Annotated in this window: 12 protein-coding genes and 1 pseudogene; 8 read left to right on the forward strand and 5 right to left on the reverse strand. The window is 64.3% G+C overall.

Annotated features, from left to right (window positions below):
* Positions 1–4 precede the first annotated feature (4 nt).
* Entirely contained in the window at positions 5–775 is a 771-nt protein-coding gene (gene etfB, locus AC07R1_RS13640; RefSeq protein WP_011063912.1) for an electron transfer flavoprotein subunit beta, read from the forward strand.
* A gap of 365 nt (positions 776–1,140) precedes the next feature.
* Here the strand turns inward: etfB and AC07R1_RS13645 are convergent, their stop codons facing one another.
* A complete protein-coding gene (locus tag AC07R1_RS13645; RefSeq protein ID WP_495110606.1) occupies positions 1,141–1,542 on the reverse strand; it encodes a hypothetical protein in 402 nt (133 codons plus the stop codon).
* 392 nt (positions 1,543–1,934) lie between these two features.
* Here AC07R1_RS13645 and AC07R1_RS13650 point away from each other — a divergent pair.
* Positions 1,935–2,230, forward strand: a pseudogene (locus tag AC07R1_RS13650) (hypothetical protein); the annotation flags it as partial.
* 422 nt (positions 2,231–2,652) lie between these two features.
* On the opposite strand, the gene gbca reads toward AC07R1_RS13650, so the two are convergent.
* Complete coding sequence (gene gbca, locus AC07R1_RS13655; protein WP_011063910.1) at positions 2,653–3,948, reverse strand: glycine betaine monooxygenase oxygenase subunit; 1,296 nt, start codon at positions 3,946–3,948, stop codon at positions 2,653–2,655.
* A 291-nt stretch (positions 3,949–4,239) separates the two neighbouring features.
* Here gbca and gbcB point away from each other — a divergent pair, with 291 nt between their 5' ends.
* Positions 4,240–5,340 (forward strand): glycine betaine monooxygenase reductase subunit, encoded by a 1,101-nt coding sequence (gene gbcB, locus AC07R1_RS13660; RefSeq protein ID WP_011063909.1) that lies wholly within the window; start codon positions 4,240–4,242, stop codon positions 5,338–5,340.
* A 78-nt stretch (positions 5,341–5,418) separates the two neighbouring features.
* Here the strand turns inward: gbcB and AC07R1_RS13665 are convergent, their stop codons facing one another.
* The 3 genes from AC07R1_RS13665 to AC07R1_RS13675 form a co-directional block, all read right to left on the reverse strand.
* Complete coding sequence (locus AC07R1_RS13665) at positions 5,419–6,246, reverse strand: nitrilase-related carbon-nitrogen hydrolase (RefSeq protein ID WP_495110607.1); 828 nt, start codon at positions 6,244–6,246, stop codon at positions 5,419–5,421.
* Positions 6,243–7,688: a purine-cytosine permease family protein gene (locus tag AC07R1_RS13670; protein WP_495110608.1), complete on the reverse strand. Its 1,446-nt coding sequence runs from the start codon at positions 7,686–7,688 to the stop codon at positions 6,243–6,245. The genes AC07R1_RS13665 and AC07R1_RS13670 overlap by 4 nt, the downstream gene beginning before the upstream one ends.
* Before the next feature lie 379 nt (positions 7,689–8,067).
* A complete protein-coding gene (locus AC07R1_RS13675; protein ID WP_011063906.1) occupies positions 8,068–9,108 on the reverse strand; it encodes a threonine aldolase family protein in 1,041 nt (346 codons plus the stop codon).
* Between the two features lie 100 nt (positions 9,109–9,208).
* Here AC07R1_RS13675 and AC07R1_RS13680 point away from each other — a divergent pair, with 100 nt between their 5' ends.
* The 5 genes from AC07R1_RS13680 (at position 9,209) to AC07R1_RS13700 (ending at position 16,120) form a co-directional block, all read left to right on the forward strand.
* Positions 9,209–9,949: a TraX family protein gene (locus tag AC07R1_RS13680; protein WP_210672114.1), complete on the forward strand. Its 741-nt coding sequence runs from the start codon at positions 9,209–9,211 to the stop codon at positions 9,947–9,949.
* Positions 9,950–10,261: 312 nt separating this feature from the next.
* Positions 10,262–11,515 (forward strand): serine hydroxymethyltransferase, encoded by a 1,254-nt coding sequence (locus AC07R1_RS13685; protein ID WP_125062331.1) that lies wholly within the window; start codon positions 10,262–10,264, stop codon positions 11,513–11,515.
* 23 nt (positions 11,516–11,538) lie between these two features.
* A complete protein-coding gene (locus AC07R1_RS13690; protein WP_016964291.1) occupies positions 11,539–12,789 on the forward strand; it encodes a sarcosine oxidase subunit beta family protein in 1,251 nt (416 codons plus the stop codon).
* A gap of 14 nt (positions 12,790–12,803) precedes the next feature.
* A complete protein-coding gene (locus AC07R1_RS13695; RefSeq protein ID WP_011063902.1) occupies positions 12,804–13,106 on the forward strand; it encodes a sarcosine oxidase subunit delta in 303 nt (100 codons plus the stop codon).
* Positions 13,103–16,120, forward strand: coding sequence for a sarcosine oxidase subunit alpha (locus AC07R1_RS13700; protein ID WP_015637299.1), 3,018 nt, complete (start codon positions 13,103–13,105; stop codon positions 16,118–16,120). The genes AC07R1_RS13695 and AC07R1_RS13700 overlap by 4 nt, the downstream gene beginning before the upstream one ends.
* Positions 16,121–16,226 lie beyond the last annotated feature (106 nt).

Raw genomic sequence — 16,226 nt, forward strand, 5'->3', positions numbered from 1 at the left:
TGTTATGCACAGCAATGTAATCAGCCTGATTTCGATTGGCGCCCACCCCACCTCCGGCCGCCCGCGGCGTGCCGAACAGGATGCCCGGGCAGTGGAACTGGGCCTGCAACTGGCCGGTGCGCAGTTGCAGGTGCTGCATGCCGGCGATGTAGCCGAACCGGCCCTGCGCGCCTACCTGGGCATGGGCCTGGAACAGCTGCATGTGCTGGAGCAACCGGCGGGCGCCGATGCCCTGCCGGCACTGACCCAGTACCTGCGTCATGCCGGCGCCCAGGTGGTGCTCACCGGCAGCCAGGCGGAAACCGGCGAGGGCTCGGGAATGCTGCCATTCCTGTTGGCGGAAAACCTCGGCTGGCCGCTGGTGGTGGGGCTGGCCCAGGTCGAGTCCCTGGGCGATGGCGTGGCCCATGTCCTGCAAGCCTTGCCCCGCGGCCAGCGACGCCGGCTCAAGGTGCGCCTGCCATTCCTCGCCACTGTGGATAACGCCGCACCCAAGCCGCGCCAGAGCGCCTACGGCCCGGCGCGCCGGGGCGTGCTCGAAACCGACCAGGTGCTGGTGGTGGAGGACGAGTTGTTCACAGGCTCCAGCCTGCAGCCGGCCAAGCCGCGCCCCAAGCGCCTGAAAGTGATCAAGGCCAAGAGCGGCGCCGACCGCATGAAAGCCGCTACCGCCAAGGCCAGCGGCGGCACCGGCCAGGTACTCAAGGGCGTCAGCCCTGAGGCGGGTGCCGAAGCCATTCTCAAATTGCTCATCGAAGAAGGCGTAGTGCGCTGACCCCAGGGTTATGCACAACCCCTGGCACCGCTGTTCGCTGGCAAGCCAGCTCCTACGGGAGGGAAATGTACCCATGCCTTGTAGGAGCCGGCTTGCCGGCGAAGAGGCCGGCGCGGTTTTGCACAATTCCCGGGCGCAGCCGTGCGCTGGCAAGCCAGTTCCCACAAGGGGAAATGCACCGATGCCTTGTAGGAGCCGGCTTGCCGGCGAAGAGGCCAGCGCGGTTTTGCACAATTCCCGGCCGTCTTTCGCGACAGGGGGGTAGGGTTACTCACAATCCCTGTGTGCGGACCTGTGGATAAGGTGTTCGCGCCTCGCTCCAGCCCTTGTGCAGCGGGCCCTGGCGCCGCCTGTACGATTTTTGATCAGGCTAAGTCGGGGTTTTTTATGGCGTTTTTTCCATGATGGGAAAACCCTCGGGTAGACTTTTGCACAGCAGTTGCCCCCAAAGTCTGTTGGCGCTTCTGTGGATAAGATGTTCGCTTAGCGCTGTATCCCTTGCAGAACGGGGCTTTAAAGCTTTTGTTCAAAAAACGACCAAATGCTGGTTTTTCCGCAGAATATCCTGGCGTGCCCCTGATAATGCGCGGCTTCTGGCGGTTTTCCACAGTGCATGACTCGTGCACCCGAGTTGCCCCCAAAGTCTGTTGGCCGTTCTGTGGATAAGGTGTTCGCCTTCCTCTGTAGCCCTCTGAATACGTGGCTTTGATGGCCATGTTTAAAAAATGATCAATACCTTGTGAAACAGCACTTTCTACATAAGTCACGGATTTTATTGCCATTGCCCGGCGAAATATCCCCATGCCAGAGGAACTTGCCCACAGTTGCTGTGGGCCAAGGTGTGGATAAGGTGTTCGTCGAAGGCTGCACCCCTTGTAATCCATGGCTTGCACGGCAATAGATCAAATTTCATACAGTTCTAATGGCTGCCTTGACACTGGCAAGTGGCCTGTCTTCACTGATGCCACAAGGACCTGGCAGTTACTTATCCACATCCGGTTCCCGGGAGCTCAGGCAATGGACTGTCGTTCATCACAGGCTTCCGCGATCCGCGCCTTTCTCCCTCGACGCACCCGCCGCCGCGCCACCAACCAGCGTGCCCGCCTATAGCTGCGCCCCCGGGCTGCCGCCGGTTGGCACTTTTTCCACAGTTTGTGTTTCCCTGGCCAAGCTCCAGGCCAACCAGAAGTCCGCGGACTTTCTCAAGCAGGAGGCGCGTTTCTACAAGCCGCCGATCAACGTGACCTTCGCCAAGTTGCCCAACAACCTCAACCACGTCGGGGGCGAGCAACTGCCGTGCAACCACTGTGGCGACTGCGTCTGGGGCTGTAACAACAAGGCCAAGAACACCACCGCAATCACGGTGCGCAGATTTTCTGCCAGGCCCAGGTGCGCCATCTGGAGCGTGACGGCGACGGCTGGATCGTGCGCTTCCAGTACCTGGACAGCGCCCAGGGACGGCATGTATGGGCGCTGCATCGGCCATGGGGCGATTCCCTATGGTGTTACCAGCGAACTGAAGGGCAACACCCAGGTGCAATGGTCGGAAACCCTTTCGGCAGACGATCCGAACTACCCGCTACGGGTGCGCAATGGCTATGTGAAGGTGAGGCTGGACGGCCCGCAGATCAGCGAGACCTTCATCGGCGAGACCGGCGCGGTCAGCTGGTCGCGGCCCTGAAGGCCCTGAAGGCCCTGTAGCCGCTGCCGAGCCCGCGAGGCTGCGACAAGGTCCGCAGGACCTTGCTTGACGGTTTTCCGCCGGACCCAGGCGCTCTCAAGATCGCTGCGCCTGCTGCGTCGGAATGCCGCCCAAGCCTTTCGCAGCCTGCGGCAGCGGCTACACAAGCCTTGTAGCCGCTGCGGTGCTTGCAGTGTCAGCCGGTGACCGGAACACCCTTGAGGTAAGGCGCCGGTTCCGCCCCCAGGTTGCTCAGCATGCGCTCGCTGTACCAGTCGACGAAGTTGACCACGCCGAACTCGTAGGTCTTGGAGTACGGGCCGGGCTGGTAGGCGGTGGAGTTGATGCCGCGCTGGTTCTCTTCCGCCAGGCGCCGGTCCTGGGCGTTGGTGGCGTCCCACACCTGGCGCATGCGTTCGACGTCGTAGTCCACGCCTTCCACGGCGTCCTTGTGCACGATCCACTTGGTGGTGACGATGGTTTCCTGGGCGCTGATGGGCCACACGGTGAACACGATGATGTGGTCGCCCATGCAGTGGTTCCACGAGTGGGGCAGGTGCAGGATGCGCATCGAGCCCAGGTCCGGGTTCTTGATCCGGCCCATGAGTTTGGCGCAGCCCTGCTTGCCGTCCAGGGTCATGGACACGGTGCCCTTGAGCAGCGGCATGCGCACGATGCGGTTGCGCAGGCCGAAGCTGGCGTGGGCGTAAGGGATCTTCTCGGCTTCCCAGGCGGCAGCGGAGGCAGCCACGTGGTCCTTGAACGCCTGGTCGGCCCGCGGGTCGGTGACGTCGTCCCATTCCAGCAGGGTTTTCAGCAATTCGGGGTGCGAGCCGCCGCAGTGGTAGCACTCGCGGTTGTTCTCCAGCACCAGCTTCCAGTTGGCCTTTTCATGCAAGGTGGTCTGCACCGCCACCTTGGTGTTCTCCATGTCGTAGGGCTCCATGTAATGGGCCAGGGTCGCGAGGAAGTCGTCGATGGCCGGCGGGTTCTCGGCCAGGGAGATGAAGATGTAGCCGCCGGCGGTCTTCACGTTCACCGGTTTCAGGCCGTATTGCTTCATGTCGAAGTCGGCGCCCATCTCGGTGCCGGCGAACAGCAGGCGGCCGTCCAGTTCGTAGGTCCACTGGTGGTAGTGGCAGACCAGCTTGGCGACCTTGCCCTTGTCGCTGGTGCACAGCCGTGAGCCGCGGTGGCGGCAGACGTTGTGGAAGGCGTGGACCACGCCGTCGGCGCCGCGGATGACGATGATCGGGTTCTTGCCGATCTGCAGGGTGATGTAGTTGCCCTTGGTAGGGATCTCGCAGGTCATGCCGGCGATCAGCCATTCCTTCTGGAAGATCTCCTGCATGTCGATATCGAACAGCCTTTCATCGCAGTAGAACGGCTGCGGCAGGGAAAAGGTCCGCTCACGTTCCTGCAGCATCTGTGCAGTGGCCTTGCGTGCAGGTTCCAGCGGATCGCCCAAGCTCAGGGTTGCGGTGACGTCCATCGTTCAAGTCCTCATGGCCGTTCAGTGCGGCCGGCGAATTAATTAGTGGCTACGGTGGGTGCTACGCAAGTCACGAAAAAAACGGCTGTTGTCGTTGAGGCGAGTGTGGGTCCGCAGGCGCCGAGAACCTTATCCATGGGCGACATGGCCCAATCTGTTCCCGACGCGCCAGCCCCGGCAGCTGGGGGCTGGTCGCGATAAGCATGTGAATGTCGCAGATAGGTAAATGGGCGCGAGAAGCCTTACGCAGAATCGCTGACAAGACGCCGACCGTCGGCCGTGGAGAACAGCATGTCCAACACCTTCCTCAACCCGGTAACCACCCAGACCTGGGCCAATGGCCGTCACATCGTCCGTTGCGTCAAAGTCATCCAGGAAACCTGGGACGTGCGGACCTTCTGCTTCATGGCCGACCAGCCGATCATGTTCTTCTTCAAACCGGGGCAGTTCGTCACCCTGGAGCTGGAGATCGAGGGCCAGCCGGTGATGCGTTCCTACACCATCTCCAGCTCGCCCTCGGTGCCCTACAGCTTCTCGGTGACCATCAAGCGCGTGCCCGGCGGCAAGGTCTCCAACTGGCTGCACGACACCCTGCACGAAGGCCAGGAACTGGCGGTGCACGGGCCGGTGGGGCTGTTCAACGCCATCGACTTTCCGGCGCCGAAGATCCTCTACCTCAGCGGCGGCGTCGGCATTACCCCGGTGATGTCCATGGCGCGCTGGTTCTACGACACCAACGCCAACGTCGACATGGTGTTCATCCACAGCGCCCGTTCCCCCAAGGACATCATTTACCACCGCGAGCTGGAGCACATGGCCTCGCGGATCGACAACTTCAGCCTGCACCTGATCTGCGAAAAGCACGGCCTGGGCGAGCCCTGGGCCGGTTATCGCGGCTACCTGAACCACAAGATGCTGGAGTTGATGGCCCCGGATTTCCTGGAGCGGGAAGTGTTTTGCTGCGGCCCCACGCCCTATATGAGCGCGGTCAAGCGGCTGCTGGAAGCCGCCGGTTTCGACATGGCTCGCTACCACGAGGAATCCTTCGGCGCGACCCCGGCCGAAGCCCGGGCCGATGCGGTGGAACACGCCGAACAGGCGGCCGAGGCGCCGGAGCCGGACCTGGCGGACCTGCATCAGGTGGAGTTCACCGCTTCGGGCAAGAGCATCCGCGTGGCCCCCGGGGAAACCGTGCACGCGGCGGCGGCCAAGCTTGGCCTGATGATTCCCAAGGCCTGCGGCATGGGCATCTGCGGCACCTGCAAGGTGCTCAAGCTGGGGGGCGAGGTGGAGATGGAGCACAACGGCGGGATCACCGAGGAAGACGAAGCCGAAGGCTACATCCTGTCCTGCTGCAGCGTGCCCAAGGGCGACGTGCGCGTGGAGTTCTGATCGCCGGCAAACCGGCCCCTGCATCCGTTTGCTGTAGGAGCCGGCTTGCCAGCGAACAGGTGCAACCTGATCCTTCGGTTACTGATACAACGCCGGGCGCCGATCCAGGTGCACATGGTTATGTTCACTGATGGACTTGTGCCAGGCCTGGGTCAGGTCCAGCTCCGCCAGCAGCAACTGCTCGGCGCTTTCCCGATCCCTGCCCGCCAGTGGATAACCGTCGGCATCGACAATGGTCGAGCCGCCCACCCAGTTCACTTCACGTTCCTCGCCGCAACGGTCGCAGGCGGCGATGAACATCCGGTTGACCGCCGCATTGGCCTGCACCCGGACCATCTCCGCCGGCCGCTCGCCGAGCGGGCGCGGGCCATCCGGCCAGTTCACCGGGGCGCACAGCAGGGCCGCACCGGCCAGGGCTGGCAGGCGCACCCACTCGGGAAACTCCAGGTCGTAGCAGATCATCATGGCGATCGGCCCGAAGCGGGTCGCCACCACCGGCGGCGGCTCGTCGCCCGGGGTGAAGATCAGGTTTTCCCGATCCCACAGGTGGGCCTTGCGGTACAGCGTCAGCCTGCCTTCGGGTTCGACCAGCGCCGCGCTGTTGGCCACGCGCTCCTGGTCCAGGCGCTCGCAGAAGCCGCCGACGATCACCACCTGCAGCTCTTCGGCCAGGGTTTTCCACAGGCTCAGGGTCGGCCCGTCGAGGCTTTCCGAGAGTGCCAGGGCTTCATTGCGGTCGCTGAACACATAGCCGCTCTGCACCAGTTCCGGCAGCACTACCACCTGGGCGCCGCGGGCGGCGGCCTGGCGTATCGCCTCGGCGCCCAGGGCGCGGTTGTACTTAAGGTCGCCGATGCGCGGGGCCACTTGCTGGCAGGCCACCTTGAGGGATGCCTGAGGAATCATTGCGCGCCTCCTTCCAGTTGCTGCTCGCTGGCCTGGATGGCCAGGCGCTCCGCGTCCAGGTCCAGGTTGCGGGTCAGCGCCCAGTAGACCAGCGCGGCCACGGCAAGGCCAACCACGAAGGCAATGTCGGCGCCGCCCAGGGCCTGGGACAGCGGGCCCTGGAAGAAACTCAGGGACATGAACGGCACCATCGCCAGCAGGCCGAGGAAATACGCCAGCAGCCCGGCGCTGGACCAGCGGCCATAGATCCCGGCGTGATTGAAGATGTCGCTGATGGCGTAGCGACCTTTGCGCACCAGGTAGAAGTCCGCCAGGTTGACTGCGGTCCAGGGCACCAGGAAATACAGCATCAGCAGCACGAAAGTGTTGAAGCTGCCCAGGTAGCTCTCGGGAATGTTCATGGCGATGAGAAAGATCCCCACCGCCACCAGCACGATTCCGCAGACCCGGCTCTTGAGGTTGGGCTTGATCGACTTGAAGCCGTCGATGGCGCTGATGCCGGTGAGCATGGCGCCGTAGCAGTTGACCGCCATGATGCCCACCAGCGCCGGCACTGCGATCAGCACGGTGAAGGTGCCGAAGCCGGGGATCACCCGGTTGCCCACTTCGCGCACGCTGGCGATGGCATCGGGGGAGGGCAGGGCCGAGGCCAGGAACGCCCCCAGGGACATCAGCCACAGGGCCGAACCGGCGGCGCCCAGGTAGGTCCAGAAAATCACCTGGCGCGACGGCGTCTGGTGCGGCAGGTAGCGTGAGTAGTCGGAGACGTACACCGAATAGCTGATCTGGTAGCCGGCGGCGGCCGACAGCTGGATCAGGAACGCCGACCAGGAGAACTGCGGGTCGGCCAGGGCCGAGTCGGCCTGCAGGGTCAGCAGGGCACTGACGGTGAGCACCGCGAACACGCTGATCATCACGTAGGTCAGCCAGCGCTGCACGGTGTGCAGCAGGTCATGGCCGATCACCGCGATCAGCACCGCCACGGCGATCATCAGGGTGTACCAGGGCGCCCGGGCGCCGGGAATCACGGTGTTGATGGCATCGGTGGCGAGAATCACGTTGAACACGTTGAAGCCGATGTAGACGAACACCACGGCGGTGAACGGCACGATGGCGCCGCGCAGGCCGAACTGGGCGCGGGACTGGATCATCTGCGGCAGCCCCATGCGCGGGCCCTGGTTGGCGTGGAAGGCCATGCAGAAGGTGCCCAGGCAGACGCCGATGACGATCGCCAGGATGGCGTATTGCAGGGCGAGGCCAAGGGCTGCGCCGGTGAAACCGGTGACCATGGTGGTGAGCACGAAGTTGCCGGTGAACCAGAAGGGGCCCTGGTGCCAGACCTTGCCGTGGCGCTCGTTGCGCGGCACGTAGTCGATGGAGCGGGTTTCGATCTTCAGGCCGGGAGGCTGGGCGTTCTCGGTGACGCAAGAAGAAGTCGTCATGGGGTACAGCCTTATTTTTATAGGTCGACCCCGGAGTCTCGGACAAACGCTGCGGTTGTTGAATCAGTGGGGGCAAATAATCAGTTCAGGAATTTGTGAACTGATGAAGGGGGCGTGCTTGACGGGCCTCTTCGCTGGCAAGCCGGCTCCTACGGGGTGGGAGGTGCGCTGGCCATTGTAGGAGCCGGCTTGCCGGCGAAGGCGTCGGTGAGCGCGACGCTTGGGTTGCGGGCCTCTTCGCTGGCAAGCCAGCTCCTACGGGGTGGGAGGTGCGCTGGCCATTGCAGGAGCCGGCTTGCCGGCGAAGGCGTCGGTGAGAGCTGCGCCCGGGTTGCGGGCCTCTTCGCTGGCAAGCCAGCTCCTACAGGCGGGGGGTGGGTCAGGCGCTCATGACGGTGCGGATGTCGGCTGCCAGTTCGCGCACGCGGTCTTCCTCGGTGTCCCAGGAGCACATGAAGCGCGCGCCACCCTTGCCGATGAAGGTATAGAAGCGCCAGCCCTTGGCCGTCAGTGCGGCAATGGCCGGTTCCGAAAGTTGCAGGAACACGCCGTTGGCCTGCACCGGGAACATCAGTTCCACGCCAGGGATGTCGGCCACCAGTTGGGCCAGCAGCTGCGCGCAGTGGTTGGCGTGGCGGGCGTGCTTGAGCCAGGCGTCGTTTTCCAGGAGGCCGACCCAGGGCGCGGAGAGAAAGCGCATTTTCGAGGCCAGCTGGCCAGCCTGCTTGCAGCGGTAGTCGAAGTCTTCCGCCAGCTTGTGGTTGAAGAACAGGATCGCTTCACCCACCGCCATGCCGTTTTTCGTGCCGCCAAAGCACAGCACGTCCACGCCGGCCTTCCAGGTCAGCTCCGCCGGGGTACAGCCGAGGAAGGCGCAGGCGTTGGAGAAGCGCGCGCCGTCCATGTGCAGGTTCAGCCCCAGTTCCTTGCAGGTGGCACTGATGGCGCGAACTTCTTCCGGGGTGTAGACACTGCCCACCTCGGTGGCCTGGGTCAGGGTTACCACCCGCGGCTTGGGATAGTGGATGTCCTGGCGCTTGAGGGCGATCTCGCGGATCGATTCCGGGGTCAGCTTGCCGTTCTGGGTGCCGGCGATCAGCAGCTTGGAGCCGTTGGAGAAGAACTCCGGGGCGCCGCACTCGTCGGTTTCGACGTGGGCGGTTTCCGAGCAGATCACGCTGTGGTAACTCTGGCACAGCGACGACAGGGCCAGGGAGTTGGCGGCGGTGCCGTTGAAGGCGAAGAACACTTCGCAATCGGTTTCGAACAGTTTGCGGAAATGATCCGAGGCGCGAGCGGTCCACTGGTCGTCGCCGTAAGCGCGCTCGTGGCCGTGGTTGGCCTGCTCCATGGCGGCCCAGGCTTCGGGGCAGATGCCGGAGTAGTTGTCGCTGGCGAATTGTTGGCTCTTGTCGGTCATGGCCGGCTCCGTGGTCGATGATGGTGCGCACTTTAACCAAGAATAATGGCCCAGCACACGCTCTGTTTATGCCGGAATAATGCATGGCCCATAAGGATTTATGCGTGACGCGATGCTGAAACCCGACACTGCCCGGCGCGACGGGGCGCTGGATGCGCTGAAATGGCTGGCGCTGCTGAGCATGGTCCTCGATCACCTGCGTTATGTGGGCCTGAGCCTGGACTGGCTTTACGTACCCGGGCGCCTGGCGTTTCCCTGGTTCTGCCTGGCCATGGCGGTGAACCTGACCCGGGCCAGGGATGAAATCGACCGCCGGCCCGGCCCATGGCGCTACCTGGGCTGGTTGCTGCTGTTCAGCCTGCTGAGCGAGATTCCCTATCGCCTGTTCATTCCCGACCCCGATACCTTGAATGTGTTGCCCACCCTGGCCCTGGGCCTGCTGGTGGCTCGCGGCTGGCAGCGGCGCAGAGGCCTGGACCTGGGGCTTGGCCTGCTGGCCTCGCTGCTGGCGGTGGTTTTCAGCGAGCGGCTGATGTTCGGCGCCTTCGGGGTGTTGCTGCCGCTGGCCCTGGTACTGGTGTTGCGCCGGCCCTGGTATTTCAGCCTGCTGCCTGGGGCGCTGTGCCTGGCGGCCAATCAATGGGAAACCTTGTTCCCGGCGGCGCGCCTGGGCAATCAGGTGGCGACCTGCGGTATTGCCGCTTGTCTGCTGGCGCCGTGGCTGGGGCTGATGCTGCTGCGGGGGCTGCGTGGCAGGTCGGTGCCGGCCATGCGCCGCTGGGCCTACCTGCTGTACCCGGCGCACTTTCTCCTGCTGCTGGCCCTGCGCGCAGCCCTGTAGGAGCCGGCTTGCCGGCGAAGGCGCCCGTGAGGGTTTGCGCCCGGCTTGCGGGCCTCTTCGCTGGCAAGCCGGCTCCTACGGCAGAGAGCGTTGCGTTGCGGGGGAAGGATAGGCCCGATCCAGAGCCGTTGGCGGGTGGTGCGGGCAGGCATTTATCTCCGCACGCCAGGGCATGTCGTAAACGCACCTTTGCGTGGCGTCCATAGGCATTTGAGTTCCCCTTCCCGGTCATACCATCGCATCCAAAGGGCGTAGCTGTAAGGCTCGCCTCACCGAGACGAAAGGCGCACCGCCGCCGCTGGGAGAGACGTGATGTTCAGCAAGCAAGACCAGATCCAGGGTTACGACGATGCACTGCTGGCGGCCATCAATGCCGAGGAACAACGCCAGGAAGATCACATCGAGCTGATCGCGTCGGAAAACTACACCAGCAAGCGGGTGATGCAGGCGCAAGGCAGCGGGCTGACCAACAAGTACGCCGAAGGCTATCCGGGCAAGCGCTACTACGGTGGCTGCGAGCACGTGGACAAGGTCGAGGCCCTGGCCATCGAGCGCGCCAAGCAACTGTTCGGTGCCGACTACGCCAACGTCCAGCCGCACTCCGGTTCTTCGGCCAACAGCGAGGTGTACCTGGCCCTGCTGCAGGCCGGCGATACCATCCTCGGCATGAGCCTGGCCCATGGCGGCCACCTGACCCACGGGGCCAAGGTGTCGTCCTCGGGCAAGCTGTACAACGCGGTGCAATACGGCATCGACACCCGCACCGGGTTGATCGACTACGACGAAGTCGAGCGCCTGGCCGTTGAACACAAGCCGAAGATGATCGTCGCCGGCTTCTCGGCCTACTCCAAGACCCTGGACTTCCCGCGCTTCCGGCAGATCGCCGACAAGGTCGGGGCGCTGCTGTTCGTCGACATGGCCCACGTCGCCGGGCTGGTGGCCGCCGGTCTGTATCCCAACCCGCTGCCCTATGCCGACGTGGTCACCACCACCACCCACAAGACCCTGCGCGGTCCCCGTGGCGGGCTGATCCTGGCCAAGGCCAACGAAGAGATCGAGAAGAAACTCAACGCTGCCGTGTTCCCGGGTGCCCAGGGCGGTCCGCTGATGCATGTGATCGCGGCCAAGGCGGTGTGCTTCAAGGAAGCGCTGGAACCTGGCTTCAAGGCTTATCAGCAGCAAGTGATCGACAACGCCCAGGCCATGGCCGGCGTGTTTATCAAACGCGGCTACGATGTAGTGTCCGGCGGCACCGACAACCACCTGTTCCTGGTCAGCCTGATTCGTCAGGGCCTGACCGGTAAAGATGCCGATGCCGCTCTGGGCCGTGCCCACATCACCGTGAACAAGAACGCCGTGCCCAACGACCCGCAGTCGCCGTTTGTGACTTCCGGCCTGCGCATCGGCACCCCGGCGGTCACCACCCGCGGATTCAAGGTCACCCAGTGCACCGAACTGGCGGGCTGGATCTGCGACATCCTCGACCACCTCGGCGATGCCGATGTCGAGGCCAATGTCGCTCGCCAGGTGGCGACCCTGTGCGCTGATTTCCCGGTTTACCGCTGAGAGCCGCAACTGGAGCAATGACTATGCAACGCTATTCGGGCTTCGGCCTCTTCAAGCACTCTCTCAGCCACCATGAAAACTGGCAGCGGATGTGGCGCACGCCGACCCCGAAGAAGGTCTATGACGTGGTCATCGTCGGCGGTGGCGGGCATGGCCTGGCCACTGCCTACTACCTGGCCAAGGAGCACGGCATCACCAATGTCGCGGTGGTGGAAAAAGGCTGGCTGGGCGGCGGCAACACCGCGCGCAACACCACCATCGTGCGTTCCAACTACCTGTGGGACGAGTCGGCGCAGCTCTACGAGCACGCCATGAAACTGTGGGAAGGCCTGTCCCAGGACCTCAACTACAACGTGATGTTCTCCCAGCGCGGGGTCTACAACCTGTGCCATACCCTGCAGGACATCCGTGATTCCGAGCGTCGGGTCAGCGCCAACCGCCTCAACGGCATCGATGGCGAGTTGCTCAACACCCAGCAGGTGGCGGACGAGATTCCTTACCTGGATTGCTCGAAAAACACCCGTTATCCGATCCTCGGCGCCACGGTCCAGCGCCGCGGCGGCGTGGCCCGTCACGACGCCGTGGCCTGGGGCTTTGCCCGCGCCGCCGACGCCCTGGGCGTGGACCTGATCCAGCAGACCGAAGTCATTGGTTTTCGCAAGGAAAACGGCGTGTGCATCGGCGTCGAGACCAACAAGGGCTTTATCGGTGCCAAGCGCGTCGGGGTGGTCACTGCCGGCAACTCCGGGCACATGGCCAAGCTCGCGGGCTTCCGCCTGCCGATCGAATCCCACCCGCTGCAGGCGCTGGTGTCGGAGCCGATCAAACCGATCATCGACAGCGTGATCATGTCCAACGCGGTGCACGGCTACATCAGCCAGTCGGACAAGGGCGACCTGGTGATCGGCGCCGGTATCGACGGCTGGGTCGGCTACGGCCAGCGCGGTTCCTACCCGGTGATCGAGCACACCATCCAGGCCATCGTCGAGATGTTCCCGGTCCTCTCCCGTGTGCGCATGAACCGCCAGTGGGGCGGCATCGTCGACACCAGCCCGGACGCCTGCCCGATCATTTCCAAGACTCCGGTGCCGAACATGTTCTTCAACTGCGGGTGGGGCACCGGCGGCTTCAAGGCCACCCCGGGCTCGGGCAACGTGTTTGCCGCAAGCCTGGCCAAGGGCGAGATGCATCCTCTGGCCGCCCCTTTCTCCATCGACCGTTTCCACAACGGCGCGCTGATCGACGAACACGGCGCTGCTGCGGTCGCCCACTAAAAGGACAACTACCTATGTTGCATATCTTCTGTCCTCACTGCGGCGAGCTGCGCTCCGAAGAGGAATTCCATTCGTCCGGCCAGGCGCATATTCCACGGCCCCTGGACCCCAACGCCTGCACCGACGAGGAGTGGGGCGACTACATGTTCTTCCGCGACAACCCTCGCGGCCTGCACCACGAGTTGTGGATCCACGCCGCCGGTTGCCGCCAGTACTTCAACGCCACCCGCGACACCGTGACCTACGAAATTCTTGAGACCTACAAGATCGGCACCAAGCCGCAATTCACCGCCAAGGCTGCTGGAGAGAAGGTATGAGCCAGACCAATCGCCTGTCCAACGGCGGACGCATCGACCGCAACAAGGTCCTGACCTTCACCTTCAACGGCCAGAGCTACAAGGGTTTTGAGGGCGACACCCTGGCCTCGGCGCTACTGGCCAATGGCGTGGACATCATCGGCCGCAGCTTCAAGTACTCCCGGCCCCGGGGCATCTTCGCCGCAGGCTGCGAGGAGCCCAACGCGGTGCTGCAGATCGGCGCCACCGAAGCCACCCAGATCCCCAACGTGCGCGCCACCCAGCAGGCGCTGTACCAGGGCCTGGTCGCCACCAGCACCAACGGCTGGCCCAGCGTCAACAACGACATGATGGGCATTCTCGGCAAGGTCGGCGGCAAGCTGATGCCGCCGGGCTTCTACTACAAGACCTTCATGTACCCGCAATCGTTCTGGATGACCTACGAGAAGTACATCCGCAAGGCCGCGGGCCTGGGCCGTTCGCCCACCGAGAACGATCCGGACACCTACGACAACATGAACCAGCACTGCGACGTGCTGATCGTCGGCGCCGGCCCCGCGGGCCTTGCCGCCGCCCTGGCAGCGGCCCGCAGTGGCGCCCGGGTGATCCTCGCCGACGAGCAGGAAGAATTCGGCGGCACCCTGCTGGACAGTCGCGAGAGCCTGGACGGCAAGCCGGCGGCGGAGTGGGTGGCCAGTGTGGTTGCCGAACTCCAGTCGCTGCCGGATGTGTTGCTGCTGCCGCGGGCCACGGTCAACGGCTACCACGACCACAACTTCCTGACCATTCACGAGCGCCTCACCGATCACCTCGGCGACCGCGCGCCCATCGGCCAGGTACGCCAGCGCATCCACCGGGTACGCGCCAAGCGCGTGGTGCTGGCCACCGGCGCCCACGAGCGGCCGCTGGTCTACGGCAACAACGACGTGCCGGGCAACATGCTGGCTGGCGCGGTCTCCACCTATGTGCGGCGCTACGGCGTGGCCCCGGGCAAGAAACTGGTGCTGTCCACCAATAACGACCACGCCTACCGTGTGGCCCTGGACTGGCTCGACGCCAGCCTGCAAGTGGTGGCCATCGCCGATGCGCGGCACAACCCGCGCGGCGCCCTGGTGGAAGAAGCCCGGGCCAAGGGTATTCGCATCCTCACCTCCAGCGCGGTGATCGAGGCCCGTGGCAGCAAGCACGTGACCGGCGCGCGTGTAGCGGCCATCGACGTCAAGGCACACAAGGTCACCAGCCCCGGCGAATGGCTCGACTGCGACCTGATCGCCAGCTCCGGCGGCTACAGCCCGGTGGTGCACCTGGCCTCGCACTTGGGCGGCAAGCCGGTGTGGCGCGAAGACATCCTCGGTTTCGTGCCCGGTGAAGCGCCGCAGAAACGTGTGTGCGTCGGTGGCATCAACGGCGTCTACAGCCTCGGCGATACCCTGGCCGACGGTTTCGAAGGCGGTGTGCGCGCCGCCAGCGAAGCCGGTTTCCAGGCCGTTGAGGGCGTTCTGCCCAAGGCCCTGGCCCGTCTTGAAGAACCGACCCTGGCGCTGTTCCAGGTGCCCCACGAAAAAGGCACGGCGCGTGCGCCGAAGCAATTCGTCGACCTGCAGAACGACGTCACTGCGGCCGCCATCGAACTGGCGACCCGCGAGGGCTTCGAGTCGGTGGAACACGTCAAGCGCTACACCGCCCTGGGCTTCGGCACCGACCAGGGCAAGCTGGGCAACGTCAACGGCCTGGCCATCGCCGCCCGTTCGCTGAACGTCAGCATTCCGCAGATGGGCACCACCATGTTCCGTCCGAACTACACGCCGATCACCTTCGGCGCCGTGGCTGGCCGGCACTGCGGGCACATCTTCGAGCCGGTGCGCTTCACCGCGCTGCATGCCTGGCATGTGAAGAATGGCGCCGAGTTCGAAGACGTCGGCCAGTGGAAACGCCCCTGGTACTTCCCGAAAAACGGCGAAGACCTGCATGCCGCGGTCAAGCGTGAATGCCAGGCCGTGCGTGACAGCGTCGGCCTGCTGGACGCCTCGACCCTGGGCAAGATCGACATCCAGGGCCCCGATGCCCGGGAGTTCCTCAACCGCATCTACACCAACGCCTGGACCAAGCTCGACGTGGGCAAGGCCCGCTACGGCCTGATGTGCAAGGAAGACGGCATGGTCTTCGACGACGGCGTCACTGCCTGTCTGGCCGACAACCACTTCCTGATGACCACCACCACCGGCGGCGCGGCTCGCGTGCTGCAGTGGCTGGAGATCTACCAGCAGACCGAATGGCCGGACCTCAAGGTGTACTTCACCTCGGTCACCGACCACTGGGCCACCATGACCCTGTCCGGGCCCAACAGCCGCAAGCTGCTGAGCGAAGTCACCGACATCGACCTGGACAAGGACGGCTTCCCGTTCATGACCTGGAAGGAAGGCCTGGTGGGTGGCGTACCGGCGCGGGTGTTCCGTATCTCGTTCACCGGCGAGCTGTCCTACGAGGTCAACGTCCAGGCCGACTACGCCATGGGCGTGCTGGAGCAGATCGTCGAGGCCGGCAAGAAGTACAACCTGACCCCCTATGGCACCGAGACCATGCACGTGCTGCGGGCCGAGAAGGGCTTCATCATCGTCGGCCAGGACACCGACGGTTCCATGACCCCGGACGACCTGAACATGGGCTGGTGCGTGGGCCGGACCAAGCCATTCTCCTGGATCGGCTGGCGCGGCATGAACCGTGAAGACTGCGTGCGCGAGCAGCGCAAGCAACTGGTGGGCCTCAAGCCGATCGACCCGACCCAGTGGCTGCCGGAAGGTGCGCAACTGGTGTTCAACCCCAAGCAGGCGATCCCGATGAGCATGGTGGGCCACGTGACCTCCAGCTATGCCCACAACTCCCTGGGTTATTCCTTCGCCCTGGGTGTGGTCAAGGGGGGGCTCAAGCGCCTGGGCGAGCGGGTCTTCGCACCGCTGGCCGATGGCCGGGTGATCGAGGCGGAAATCGTTTCCTCGGTGTTCTTCGACCCCAAAGGCGACCGCCAGAACATCTAAGGCACAACACGCTCATGTAGGAGCTGGCTTGCCAGCGAAGGCGGCCTCAAGGCTGCCACAAGGCTGCCACAAGGCCCAAGGGCCTCTTCGCCGGCAAGCCGGCTCC

The sequence above is a fragment of the Pseudomonas sp. GW821-FHT07F01 genome (genome assembly GCF_059418825.1).